At 53.1% G+C, this 13,907-nt stretch carries 9 protein-coding genes; all 9 read left to right on the top strand.

Annotation, left to right across the window (positions count from 1 at the left end; genetic code table 11):
• The first annotated feature begins 2 nt into the window (after positions 1-2).
• Positions 3-1,871: a 3D-(3,5/4)-trihydroxycyclohexane-1,2-dione acylhydrolase (decyclizing) gene (gene iolD, locus ACR0BT_RS05725; RefSeq protein WP_480762700.1), complete on the top strand. Its 1,869-nt coding sequence runs from the start codon at positions 3-5 to the stop codon at positions 1,869-1,871.
• The gene (locus ACR0BT_RS05720; RefSeq protein WP_480762699.1) at positions 1,871-2,710 is read left to right on the top strand and encodes a phytanoyl-CoA dioxygenase family protein; all 840 of its coding nucleotides are present in this window, start codon (positions 1,871-1,873) and stop codon (positions 2,708-2,710) included. The genes iolD and ACR0BT_RS05720 overlap by 1 nt, the downstream gene beginning before the upstream one ends.
• Positions 2,707-3,684: a 5-dehydro-2-deoxygluconokinase gene (gene iolC / locus ACR0BT_RS05715; RefSeq protein WP_480762698.1), complete on the top strand. Its 978-nt coding sequence runs from the start codon at positions 2,707-2,709 to the stop codon at positions 3,682-3,684. The genes ACR0BT_RS05720 and iolC overlap by 4 nt, the downstream gene beginning before the upstream one ends.
• A 12-nt stretch (positions 3,685-3,696) precedes the next feature.
• Positions 3,697-4,554: a 5-deoxy-glucuronate isomerase gene (locus ACR0BT_RS05710; RefSeq protein WP_170408595.1), complete on the top strand. Its 858-nt coding sequence runs from the start codon at positions 3,697-3,699 to the stop codon at positions 4,552-4,554.
• Complete coding sequence (locus tag ACR0BT_RS05705) at positions 4,551-5,381, top strand: class II fructose-bisphosphate aldolase (protein WP_480568970.1); 831 nt, start codon at positions 4,551-4,553, stop codon at positions 5,379-5,381. Before ACR0BT_RS05710 ends, ACR0BT_RS05705 begins: the two co-directional genes overlap by 4 nt.
• Position 5,382: 1 nt before the next feature.
• Positions 5,383-6,372, top strand: coding sequence for an inositol 2-dehydrogenase (iolG, locus tag ACR0BT_RS05700; RefSeq protein ID WP_480762697.1), 990 nt, complete (start codon positions 5,383-5,385; stop codon positions 6,370-6,372).
• A gap of 2,190 nt (positions 6,373-8,562) precedes the next feature.
• Complete coding sequence (locus ACR0BT_RS05695; RefSeq protein ID WP_480762696.1) at positions 8,563-10,749, top strand: adenylate/guanylate cyclase domain-containing protein; 2,187 nt, start codon at positions 8,563-8,565, stop codon at positions 10,747-10,749.
• 26 nt (positions 10,750-10,775) lie between these two features.
• Positions 10,776-11,927: a phosphatase PAP2 family protein gene (locus tag ACR0BT_RS05690; RefSeq protein ID WP_170395034.1), complete on the top strand. Its 1,152-nt coding sequence runs from the start codon at positions 10,776-10,778 to the stop codon at positions 11,925-11,927.
• 21 nt (positions 11,928-11,948) lie between these two features.
• Positions 11,949-13,496 (top strand): S8 family serine peptidase, encoded by a 1,548-nt coding sequence (locus tag ACR0BT_RS05685; RefSeq protein ID WP_480762695.1) that lies wholly within the window; start codon positions 11,949-11,951, stop codon positions 13,494-13,496.
• The last annotated feature ends 411 nt before the right edge of the window (positions 13,497-13,907 follow it).

The following is a 13,907-nucleotide window of genomic DNA, read 5'->3' as shown; positions in this document are numbered from 1 at the left end:
ACATGTCCGCGCAACACGACACTGTTTACCTGACAACGGCGCAGGCGATCATTCGCTGGCTGTCGCACCAGTTCATCGAGATCGATGGTCAGGAATATCGCCTATGTGGTGGGGGCTTCGGGATTTTTGGTCATGGCAATGTGACCTGCCTGGGCGAGGCACTGAATACTGTCCGGGATGAGCTGCCGTTGTATCGCGGGCAGAATGAACAGAGCATGGGGTTCGCCGCCGCGGGCTATGCCAAGCAATGGCTGCGTCAGCGATTCATGTTCTGCACCGCTAGCGCAGGCCCCGGCACTGCGAATCTGTTGACTGCTGCTGGACTGGCCCATGCGAACCGGCTGCCAATGCTGATGTTGTGCGGGGACACGTTCATCACCCGCTTACCGGATCCGGTTCTGCAGCAGATGGAGAACTACTATGACCCGACGTTTGGTGTGAATGACGCCTTCAAACCGGTCAGCCGCTATTGGGATCGCATCACGCATCCGGCACAGGTCATTCAATCTCTGCCCGCCGCTATAGCGACAATGCTGGACCCGGGCGATTGCGGGCCGGCGTTCCTCGGGTTGCCACAGGATGTGCAGGGTTGGACCTATGATTACCCGGTGAAGTTCTTTGAGAAAAAAGTGCATCGCATTCGTCGCCAATCTCCCGATGCGGATGAAATCGCCGATGCCGCTACCGCGTTGGCAAGCGCGAAACGCCCGATGATCATCGCGGGTGGGGGCGTGCAGTATTCCAAAGCCGTGACCGAGCTGACCGAATTCGCCGAAAAGCTTCAGATCCCGGTCGTCGAAACCATCGCGGGCCGCGCCAATATGCTGGCGACCCACCCGCTGAACATTGGCCCGATCGGCGTCACTGGATCGGACAGTGCCAACGCAATTGCGGAGCAAGCCGATGTGATCGTCGCTGTTGGCACGCGGCTGCAGGATTTTACCACCGGATCGTGGACCGCCTTTGCCAAAGACGCTCAGTTCATCTCGATCAATGCTGCGCGGCATGATGCGGGTAAGCACATGTCCTTACCAGTTGTTGGGGATGCCAAGCTTTCAATTCAGGCTCTAACACAGGCAATTGACTACACGGCTGCATCCGATTGGGTTTCACTGGCGCAAGACGAGCGCCGCAATTGGGATGCCTACGTGGCTGAGAATGTGTCTTACGGGAACCGTCCAAATTCCTATGCTCAGGCCATCGGCGTTGTGAACGAACTCTGTGACTCGCGTGACCGCGTGGTCGCCGCTGCCGGAGGTCTGCCCGCTGAAGTCACCGCCAACTGGCGCACGCTGGATATTGGCACCGTTGATGTTGAGTTCGGATTCTCCTGCATGGGCTATGAGATCGCAGGCGCTTGGGGCGCGCGCATTGCCCAATCTGAGCGTGAGCCGGATAAGGACACGATTACGTTTTGCGGTGATGGCTCATATCTGATGCTGAACTCGGACATCTATTCCTCGGTTCTGAGCCGCAAAAAGATGATTGTTCTGGTGCTGGACAATGGCGGTTTTGCAGTCATCAACAAGCTGCAGAACAACACAGGCAACGAAAGCTTCAACAACCTGCTGGAAGACTGCCCCACCATCCCCGAAGCCTTTGGCGTTGATTTCGCGGCCCACGCGGCCTCGATGGGGGCCACCAGCGAAAAGGTCGCGAACCCGGCAGAACTGGCCGAAGCGTTCAAGCGCGCCAAGGCCAGCGACAAGACTTATGTGATTGTGATGGACGTGGACGCCTATGAAGGCTGGACCACTGAAGGCCATGCATGGTGGGAGGTTGGAACACCCCACACTTCGGCTGACGAGAGGGTTCGTGATGCCCATGTCGAATGGGAATCGACCCGCGAAAAACAACGCAAGGGCATCTGATGAAACGGTTCAAGGCAGAAACGGCTGACCCAGACGTCATTGTGGATGAATTGCTGAACGGTGATGGAGTCGTCGCAATCTCGGGCCTTTTCACCCCTGAAGTGATCGCCGAGGCACGTGCCATCGTCATGGCCGAATCCGAAACAGCGGCCGAGAAAGTGACCCATTTCCAAGGCGCTGCGGAAGAGGTTGGCAAACTGAACCTGCAGCGGCGGGTCTGGAATCTGTTGGCCAAGGGCGACGTGTTTTCACGCATGGCTGCGCATCCGGTTCTGATGAAGATCCTCCGCAAGTTTCTGGGGACCGAGTTCATCATGGGCTCGATCGCTGCCAATCGCATCCTGCCGGGCGGGCCGGGGCAGGAGCCGCATGTCGACTATCCCTATTGGGACTTTCACAGCCCCGAAACGCATCCCGTCGGTCTGAATGGATCATTTCCGATGAATGCACAGGTCTCGGTTTTGCTGGACCCGTTCACCAAGGAAAGCGGCGCGACCGGCTATGTACCCGGATCGCAGAAAGAGCTTCGTTATCCCACGCCCGAAGACAAGTTCTATGACAAATGCGAGCAGATGACCGGTGAGCCTGGCGATGTTGCTCTGTTCTATGGCGTAACGTGGCATTGCGCGATGCCGAACAAAGCGGATCACGACCGCAGCGCGATCCTGATCCAGTATCTGCCCAAATGGGTTAAACCGATGGAAGATATGCCCGCTGCGCTACCGCAGGATTTCCTTGATCAGGCAAGTCCCGATCTGCGGCAGTTGCTGGGCCTGAATTATCCCTACCCCGAGGTGCTGGATGCCGCGCGGGCAGGCAATACCGAGGGGCGCACGTGACTCTGATTGAAGGTATAAAAGGTAACCGCTTTGCCGTGTTCGGCAGGGCCGGAATGGACATGTTTGCGGATCCGGTCGGAACCAAAAGCGAAGACGCACAGTTGTTTCGCGCCGATCTGGGCGGATCAAGCGCCAATATCTGCGCCGGACTGGTGAAGCTGGGATCGCAAGCGGCGCTGGTCACCTCGGTCTCGGATGATGCCGTGGGGCGGTTCTGTGTGAACCGGCTGCGCGACTATGGCGTTGAAACGAGATATGTCCGAGCTGTGGGTGGCGAGGCGCGTACGTCCTTGGCTGTCTACGAAAGTTGTATCGAAGATTTCCAGAACGTTATCTACCGCAACGGTGCCGCTGATTTTGAGGTGAACGAGGCGGATATGGATGAGGTCGACTACAGCGCCTTCTCAGCCCTGATCACGGCGGGCACGGTGTTTGCTGCGGAACCCTCACGCTCGGCCACCTTCCGCGCATTTGAAAATGCGCGCGCCTCAGGTCTGCCGGTGATCTTCGACATCGATTACCGCCCCTATAGTTGGCCATCACCCGAAGTCGCCTCAGAGGTTCTGACCCGCGCAGGGAATGAAAGCGATCTGATCGTTGGCAATGATGAAGAGTTCGGCTTTATGGCGGGCGGCATCGAAAAAGGTTTAGACAAGGCCCGCGAATTGGCGGCCAACGGCAAGATGGTGATCTACAAGATGGGCCATGAGGGGGCCATTACGCTGGCAGACGGGCAAGAGGTCCGCACCGGCATCTACCCCGTTACCGCCGTGAAGCCCAACGGCGCAGGCGACAGTTTTCTGGCCGGACTGCTGGCCTCGATCGCTGCGGGGCATGACCTGCGCGATGCGGTGCTGCGCGGTTCGGCCTGCGCGTCGATCGTCGTGTCGAAACCCGGCTGCGCCGGGGCCATGCCGACGACGCCCGAACTTGACGAATTTCTGGCCCAACACCCGGGCCCAACCGATACCTGAAAGGAGCCGCAGATGCATATCGCGCCCCATGACAACCAGAACAAACCTATCGTCGATGCCGACCATGATCTGGTGCCGCTAAACTATTTCAACATCGTCAAACTGAAAAAGGGCGAGGTGTTCGAATATGCCGTACCGGGCTATGAGACCTGCATCGTGCCCGCCACCGGTACCGTGGATGTCGATGTGGACGGCGCGATCTATACCAACCTTGGCAACCGCGCCATCGACGTCTGGGATGGCGAGCCCGAGGGCGTATACGTTCCCGTCGGCGCCAAGGTTCGAATAACCTGCATGACGGATGAAACCGAAACCTTCATCGCGGGCGCAAAATTCGACCGTGTGCTTGAACCCTTTGATGTCCGCGTACCCGAACTGGATCTGGTGCAGTATGGATCGGACGACACCAAAACCCATCGAAAAATCAAACACATTCTGGGCGCGAACCATCACGACAAGGTCGGCCGCTTGCTGGTGTCTGAACTTTATACCGTGGGTCAGGGCGGCTGGTCTGGCTTTCCCAGCCACAAACATGACACCGACCGCAAAAGCGACGATGGCGAAATGATCGAAACCCGCCATGACGAAACCTATAATTTCCGCTTCCGGCCCAACTATGGTTCTGGCGTCCAGATGCTGCAGCGCGAAGACAACAAGCCGGGTGATGCCTATCACATCATGGATGGCTCGACGATCCTGCTGGACAAGGGCTATCACCCCTGCGCAGTTTTGCCGGGGTATGAAATGTACTATTTCACCATCCTCGGCGGGCTCAGTCAGCGCTCGCTGAAGCAGTATTTCCAACCGACCCATGCAGCCCAGCTGCATACGATCCCGGGCATTATGGACATGGTGGCCAAGTTCAAATGAGCCTTGTGACATTATCGGACGTGCTGCAACCCGCGCTGCGCGACGGCTATGCTGTGGCCGGGTTGGTGACGCTGGGCTGGGAGGATATGCGTGCCTACGTGGCCGCTGCCGAAGCCGAAGGCGTACCGATCATCCTGCAAGCCGGCCCATCATGCCGCGAACACACGCCGCTGCCGGTTCTGGGCAAGATGTTCCGCCATCTGGCCGAATGTGCCAGCGTGCCCGTCGTGGCGCATCTGGACCATGGCTACACCCATGACGAATGCCACATCGCCATCGACAGCGGCTTCACCTCTGTCATGTTTGACGGCTCACGCAAGCCTTTGGAACAGAATATCGCCGAGACCACTGCAATTGCCGAGATGGCCCATGCCGCTGGTGTCTCCTGCGAGGGTGAAATCGGTTTTGTCGGCTATTCGGGTGGTGAAGGTTCGGACGGAACCGACCCGGCGGAAGCCGCGCAATTCGCCCGAGAGACCAGCGTGGATGCAATGGCGATCTCGGTCGGCAACGTCCACTTGCAGCAGAACAAAGAGGGCGGTCTGGACGAGACCCGTATCCGCGCCATCGAAGCCGTGACCGAGATACCTCTGGTGATCCATGGCGGCTCGGGCGTGCCGGTTGCGCAACGTGCTGCGCTGGCGCGCGGATCGAAAATCTGCAAATTTAACATCGGGACCGAGCTGCGAATGGCCTTTGGGAATGCCCTGCGAACGGCCGTGAATGCCGATCCGGACAGGTTCGACCGCGTTCAAATACTGAAAGATACACATGAACCGGTGGTCGAGGCGACGCGCCGAGTACTGAAAGCGTTCAAAGGGGCATGACATGCTGAATATTGGGCTATTGGGATGCGGGCGGATCGGTCAGGTTCATGCGCGCTCGATCGGGCAGATTGATGGCGCACGGGTGAGCGCAGTGGCGGACGCATTCACAGAACCGGCTCAGATGCTGGCCGACAAAACTGGCGCACAGATCCTGTCGGCGGACGAACTGATCGAAAGCAAAGATGTCGATGCTGTCGTCATCGGTACTCCGACCGACACCCACTACGATCTGATCCATAAAGCGGCGAATGCCGGCAAAGCGATCTTCTGCGAAAAGCCGGTGGACATGTCCGCTGACCGCATCCGCGATTGCATCAAGGTGGTCGAAGCCACCGGCGTGCCCTTCATGACGGCCTTCAACCGCCGCTTTGATCCGAGCTTTGCCAATATTCAATCCCGCATCGCCGAAGGTGAGATCGGCGCGGTCGAAATTGTTACCATTCTGTCCCGCGACCCCTCGCCGCCACCGATCAGCTATATCGAAAGCTCGGGTGGGTTGTTCCGCGATATGATGATTCATGACTTGGATATGGCACGTTTCTTGCTGGGCGAAGAACCTATCATCGTTTACGCTGTTGGATCATCGCTCGTCGATCCCGAGATCGGCAAAGCCGGAGACGTCGACACCGCAGCCGTAACCCTGACGACAGCCAGTGGCAAGATTTGCCAGATCTCCAACTCGCGCCGCGCCAGCTATGGCTATGATCAGCGCATCGAGGTGCATGGTGAAAAAGGCATGTTGAGGGCTGAAAACATGCTGGAAAACGCCGTTGAAGTCGCGACTCCGTCAGGTTTCCGCAAAGCCCCCGCACAGCATTTCTTTCTTGAACGCTATGAGGGCGCCTATCAGGCCGAGATGGCCCACTTCGTTGCCGCCGTGTCCGGATCAGGACAGCTTGCGCCCGGTATCATCGATGGGCTGCGCGCGCAGGTTCTGGCCGATGCAGCAGATGCATCCCTGAAACAGGGCACCGTCATCAACCTCATATAATGCTTTGGGAAACTGAATGAGGGTCAAGGTACGACGCGCCAAACTCGTACCCCCTCAAGAAATCATCAGACATCTTCTAGGCGCGCCGTATCGTTTTGGTATCTGGGCGAGATGTCCGGAATGTGTCTGAAAGATTAATTTTCCCAACTACGGGGAACCCCCAATATACGGGCCTACACGCATCGCATAACCTGAGCTCAACGGACCACTTTCACTGATCCGTGTATCCCCTTCAGAGGGGTTGGCTCGACCCCCTCGCCAACCCCTCTGCTAGATGGAATACGAGGCGACGCTTTCAATCTAATACCGCTATCGCGAGATTTGGACGAAGCGGGCTTTAGACCTGTTCACTTTGCGCGACGACGGCGTCACCGATGGACGACAAAGAAGTGTATGGTATTTCTTTAATTGTTTAATTTCATAACCTTATCGTAAAGCCTTCGGCACCCCTAGAGAACAGTTGTCACGAGCGCGACAACATGCGCTTAAAGGCCCTACAGCTTTGCGGTGCTACATTAGATCGCTGAAACAAGCGCATTCACGGCTCCGGCAAAACCAGCCACTGCCACAACACTTGCCAAAATGACGCAAAGGATTTCCAACGCACTGAGTTTCATATCGGCCCCCACCGGAATGCTGCACCCGGCATAGAGCAAGTCTTGAAAGGCGAAAAGTGAGCTTATGTTTACGTTGCGGAAACTTGCTATCCAGGTAGCGCTTACTTGCTCAGATACCGCTCTCAGGACGTTAGTTGGGGTCGTTTTGATGGCATTTCTATCTTGACCTGTTGCACCTCTGCATCGCCGATTGCACATCATTCGGCGTGCAACGATCAATGGAAAGATACCTGAAACTGCGCCCATAGAAACTAATGGCGCTGTCGAGGTACACCATAACTACACCCAGATGCGCGATACAAAAGGTTTGAACGCGCATTGTATCAACGCCACCGAGAATGCGCTTCATTCATTGGACGATCAGAAGATTGCTCGTGGGGCGGCATATCGAACTAGGTAACCCCCTCAAATCCAGTTGGAAAAACTAGAAAGTGCTAAAAATAAAGACATGCCGCCCTCTGTGGCAGGATGGCATTATGGCAAAAATGTGTCCACGGCTAAATTCGAAACTCTTAGTTCGTGAATTGGAAACAAGATGTTTCGGAAAGATTCTCGGGGCCACTGAGAACCCTGCACTTCGAAGGTGCTCAGTGATGAGAGTTTGAATTCGAAAGATAACTCTATGACGTCACTCTCTCCACCTATGAAGATGGCTCGATAAGCGGACCATCGCTGCATGGTGTCCTTCTCAGCAGAAACTACGATACCTCTCATTGGATGAGGGATAGCCTCATCAAGCTTCAACCAAATAGCACGGCCAACACTGGATGGGCACTTCCCGAGCTACTGAACTGACACTTTAAACTGGAATGCATCTTGCTTCCCCATCTGTGCCCATCGCGCATCCTTCGTTCCAGAGAACGGGTCAAGTCATCAAACCTTGGGAGCAAAATTTGTTGTAAACAAAAACGAGGGAGTTCTAGGTTAGTTCAATATACTTCAACTGATAAGCATCCATTTTGACGAAATATAGTACAATGCTTCAATTGGTAGAAATCCAAAGATCTAATTCAATTATAACACGACGCTTGGGTTTTACCGTTGTGTTGTCATAGAGAAAGATGAATTAGCAGCGCTTGAAGTCTTGGTACGTGTTGATGCAAAAATTGAAGCCAATGACAAGATGTCAAGAAACGCCTTTTGTCGATATTCAAGTGGCATTCACTCTTTGACCTCTTAATGTGCATCCTTATCTCGCGCTGCGACGGTGCGTTTCATTCTTATTCACCGGAATCAAGCACTTATGAAGTAATGCGGAAGCTTTCCCTCTTTAACACCTACCAATGACCGGAAAGTATCAGTTCATATCACCCACCACTAAATTTATTTATTTATATCTGGAACTTAACAAATACCTGCGTTCTCAATTGCAAATGTCGAGCGCGTTTAATGTCGACGAGTTACTGAGATTAGTGTACTACTGACCCTAGCTGTGGGGTTATTTTTATTTAAAACAATCGATCAGGGTGTCGAATTTTAGGCATTAGAAACATTTAATCTATTTACTTTGAGGTCAAGATATGGGGTAGACCAGACAAAGTTTTCCAAGACTAAAACACCCGAAGCCCGCCTAATGGCCATCGTGTTCATTGATGCATGTGGGTACTCGTTAGCGGTTCGCGAAACTGAAATGCGAACCCTATCCACTATTCGCGCGGATCTGAATCTAGCCAGTGAAGTAGTGGTCGCACTTGGAGGTGAAGTCACGGGTATTGCTGGTGATGGTTTTTGCGCGACATTCAGAAGTGTTTCAGTCGCGGTAGAAGCCTCGTTGAGGGTACAGGAAACTCTTTCTGAACAAGTCGGAAACTATGATCGCGGGTTCAGGATCGGTGTACATGTTGGTGATACATTTGAAATAGACCGCCAAATCATAGGGAACACCGTGAACACTGCGGCCCGTATCGAAAGTGCTGGATCGGCCGGTGACGTCCTGGTCTCCAGTGCGGTCCGAAATTCGCTTCGGGGTGGAAACGACTTTCGGTTTGTCTCCATCGGCTACCCAACACTAAAAAATCTGGGAAACTCTCTCGAGTTATTCAAGGTGATCAGAGTTTCGGACCAAGGGTCGCTGACAAAGGCCCGTCTCGAATTGATTGGGTATCCGAAGTATTGGGGCTCCCAAAACACTTTGCTGGACCTAAGCAACGAGCAGACAATGCTTCTCTCGCTCTTAGCTTGCTCTCAAGGTGTTTTTTCAGCGCATCGGGCTGGCGAAATTATTTGGGAGGACCAGTCTACTTCTGAAAGGTCTGCTTTATTGGAGCGGCTCGTCGACGCCACCAATGAACACACCGGTTTGGCAACCCTAATCAGTCTAGTTCGCGACAAAGATCTCATTTACCTCAATCAACAAGAGTTGGAAATAGACGTAACAGAGCCAACAGCAGAACCATCAAACAATAGGCTGTTGGAGGGTTTCAAATGCCGCAGTGCTGCTTTCATGGATTGGCTCCAGCATCAACGGTCTGCGGTTCGATGCATCAACCAAGATGGTACTAGTCTAGTAAGTAAAACCGATCTCACAACTCAGCCAACGCCTAATGCATCATGGGTAGAAACTACGAGAACAAATTTCGTAATTGGCCTTCTAGCCTCAGATGTGGGAGCGGGATCGGAAAAAGCCTCTTTCGTAGCAAATATCGTCGCAGAGCAGCTATCAAAATCTCTTTCGGAAACCGAGGCCCTGATTGTTCAGGACTATCGCACCCCGAACGTGCCCGGGCCATACAACTCTAGCCCCAGTCACGGTGTTGGTCCCGACTTGTTTCTTCAGTGCAGAGCGTCAGCCTGCGAAAGCATGCTTCAAGTTTCTGTCACTGCAATGCGCCCCGAGGACCGGAAAGTTATTTGGAATCAGAATGTGGTGGCTGATCAGGGCGACTTTCTTGGGCTCTCAACCTCCAGCGTTGCAGCTTTTGTAAGCTACGCTACCGATGCGCTCCTCACGGCATTGGTGAACGGGCGTCATATGCGCGACCCCGCTGCCCATCATGCTGCAAAGACGGCGATCTCCGCAGTCCATCACTTGCTAACAATGTCCGGACCCGGTTTGGACCATTTGCAGGCAGACATATTGGCAGCCTACGAAATCGACCCCAAGCCTGTTTACTTGGCCTGGCTAGCATATTTTACGACGTTCCAAATCGGCGAACGTTACGGAACGTGGGACATTGAGCTTGAAGAAAGAGCACGAGAGCTTGCGAGGCGAGCAGTCGAAGCTGACGCAGATAACGGGACCGTTTTAGGGCTTGTCGCTCACGTCTATTCCTACGTGTTCCGCGAGTTTTCGATTGCTCAGGACCTTTCTGACAGAGCCCTGGAGCTGAGCCCATATCGTGCAATGTGTTGGGATTCTGCTGCGATGCTCTATTGCTATACCGATCGTCCGAGGCTTGCAGTGGAGGCCGCGAACAAAGCTAGGGTTATCGGACGGCACAGCCCTTATCGTCATCTATTCGACGGCGCAAGCTGCGTAGCTTCGTTGGTAAATGGCGACTTCGAACAAGCCGTCAAATTTGGCGAAAACGTAATGGCGGTACAACCACAGTTTAAAGCAGTTATGCGCTATCTGGCGGCATCTTACGGTCACTTGGGCGATCACACCAAAGGTGAGAAAGCGTTACATCGACTTGTCGAATTGGAGCCAGACATGTCTCTCACAAGTATTCGAGAAGACTGGTTTCCGGTTCCAACCCGCTTCAGCGCAAAACTTATGGAGGATGGTCTGAGCCGTATCGGGCTACCAAAACAAATTTAGTATTTCGATCAAGGGAGGGGGATTCATTGAATTACGTTAGTTTTCTCAACAACTTCGGTATGCTCGTTCGGCGTGGGGAATTGATTTCGTGTAAAGTTTTAAAGCTGGCGAACTTGGGCGCAGAGGACAATCCTGAGCGAAATAGGGATGAACTTGTATCGCTAATCTATGACGAACAGCAGCAAACATTCTGGGCGTACATCAATGCGATTCGTGAGATCAAGGACGACATAATTGATGATCCAACACTTGAAAAATTGAATTTGTTTTTTGATGAGATGACTCTGGTAGATCGTCTTCAGCGGAACGAACAAGTAGCTAATTCGGTTGCCACAGAAATTGGAAGCCGGTCTGCACTCGGAGCCGCTGTAATCGCGATGGGTCAGTCTTCATCCTTTGCCCTGAACCGCAACAGAAATAGAAACCGCAATAGAAACAGGAATCGAAATAGAAACAGAAATAGGAATCGAAATAGAAACAGAAACCGCACTGAGTTCGATTTCGGTGGGAGCGATGCCTCATTTGGGTGGCGCGAAATGCGTGATCTCTGTAAAATTGGCATTCCTATTGATACAAGTATTCTCGGGAAAATCTGGGAGAATATTGATCTTCTACCACCTCCAGGACCCGATGAAAGCCTGAACGAAACCACTCATCTGCTGGAGCTTCAGGAGCAACTGAAACAGCCAGATCAAGTGCGCCGTCGCGACGAAATTGTTGCGCAAGCGCAGTTCGGAATTGACGATTACCTGACCCCTTTAGGGATTGACGAGCAGGGCGGATTTGATGCGACGAAGGCCTTGATGGTCATCCTGCTGGAAATCACCAACGAGATCGGCCTTACTTACAAGAATAGGTTCAGCCGACCTCGACCAAACATCGTGCAGCCGCTTATCCGTCCTTACATCCCCGTACCCTATCACGCTGCATATCCATCCAACCATTCTTATCAATCATTCGCGATTGCAGAGCTGTTCTCTCGGCTGGTTCCAGAGCATCCGGGAACGATAGCGCTTTTCCATCGCGCCCAGCGTATTGCCGAGAACCGAGAATGGGCAGGTCTACACTACCCAAGTGATACAGCTGCAGGACGAAGTCTCGCAAAGAAAACAGTGGTTTATCTAACAGAAGCTCTCGATGAACTGATGGATGAAGCCCAGGACGAATGGCTGGGATAGCTACAAAGGGGAGGTGAGCCAATGCCTGTTGGCGATGAGTTATATAAACGTTACTACTATCTTTGGCATCTGGTGGCGATCAATGCGATTTCCGTACCAACTGGCACCTCATCTGGTGAGGTTTGCCCGACGATAACTGGTGTCGAATGGGATTTTGCAGGACGGGATGTAAAAATTGGCCTCATTGATATGGGGGTGGCCCGGCATCATCCAAACTTAGAAGCGCCAGAGGCCCCCCTTCCCCCTCCAGATCAAGTTATTTGGAATGACGCAATTGATTTAGCGAGTCACCCATATGGAGCAAAGTACGAGGAGTTATCGGCATATCCTGCAACAAACAGACACCGCGAGCTACCAGAACAACATTTGACCGGAATCAGCGCTTTGGTCATACCTGGTCTCGACCCCGAAGAAACCGAGATAATTAACAGAATTAGTAACGGTTTTGGCGTCAAGCGTTACGTCGATGCCTATGATGATCGGTATGCCGCTCACGGGACTGGATGTGCCGGCCTGACGAGCGGTACCAGTTATGAATTGGATCAGTTCGGCAATGCGGGTAATATTGCCCCTTACTTTGGCGTAGACCCGCTAAGCAAAGTAGTTCCTATCACAACTTCAATATCTCCTAGCCCTGAAGAACTGATAGCGGCCTTTCTTTATGCAGAAGCGAAAGGTGTGGATGTCATTCTATTTCCGCGCGATGCCGCTGACCCTTCGTATTGGCCCGGCTATCCAACCTCTTTTGACGATGATGAAGAGACCCGCCTTCACAAAAGCAAGGCGGGAGAAGTTCATGAAGATATTTTGGATATCCAAAAATCCTGGGCTCTACTTGAGAAAGTCATAGAATGGGTAAGCAAGCAGACGCCTGTTGTATGCGCCGCAGGTAATGAGGGCAGGAGTGAACTGATTTACCCGGCTAGTTTGTCATCCAATCCCGCAAACGGTGTCATTTCAGTAGGCGCCGTCAATTACAACGGCTACCGATCGGGTTATTCCAACTACTCGGGTGATCTGACCGTAGTCGCACCTTCAGATGACGGAGAAGTATATAACCGGTACCAAATCCGTTTGGACCGTCGCGCTGCTTCAGCAGGCGACTTCTGGGTAGAGAACGTGCACAAAAAGCGCGAACCACCTTATGATGATATCCCTGAAATTTCATTTGCCTCACAGCGGTTGCTTTCCTTGGATGTTCCAGGACCGCGGGGCTACGTGGAAGGAACATTCGCTGGCCCTGTGAAGAAACGAGAAAGTGCGCGCGACGATCCTTCGGGATTATATGCTGAATTTGGAGGCACATCGGGTGCTGCTGCCTTGGTCGCCGGAGCAATCGCGATGATGCAGCGTAAGTCGACTTCAAAGGTGTCAGGTGTTGACGTCAAGAACATTTTCGAAGGTTTTTCGGCTGATACCAATAAACTAAATCTAGACCACTGGTATTGGTTAGATGCAGGGTCATCTTTGCAGCCAGATGCCATGAACTCATATACTGCACCGAGCACTGATGAGCTTTTTGGGCAGGCAGGACTATTGGACGTCGCAAAACTGCTTTTACAGGTTTGAACAAACTAGGACGTGTGATTGGTTGATGCCGCTCCTTTCAAGGCATTTTGCCGCAAAGGAGATTGAATATGGGAATGAAGCGCACGGATTGATTCGTCTCTGCTGCGAGACGGATCAAGCTGATCATAGGGCTTTCACGCCAACAGACTGCGTTTGAACGCGGCATTGGCCTTAAGCGATCGGAACGCTTGGTGAAGAATACCAATATCGCGCCATTAATGGGTTGGGATCAGAAGCACGTAGAGCGATAGATTCAGGGTCATCCCTATTCTCCCATTCTTCCTCACGCGTCGATTTAAGGGCGTGACGCTATAAAGTGCTTGATCGTTAAGCAATTGATCGGGGTGATCAATTGTAGTCTGCGCGGGCTGCTCTGGGATTTTCTAAAGTTGGTTGCGGGAGCAGGATTTG

It is taken from the genome of Ruegeria sp. CJ6 (assembly GCF_056536665.1).
This window is presented reverse-complemented; position numbering and strand designations above follow the sequence as displayed.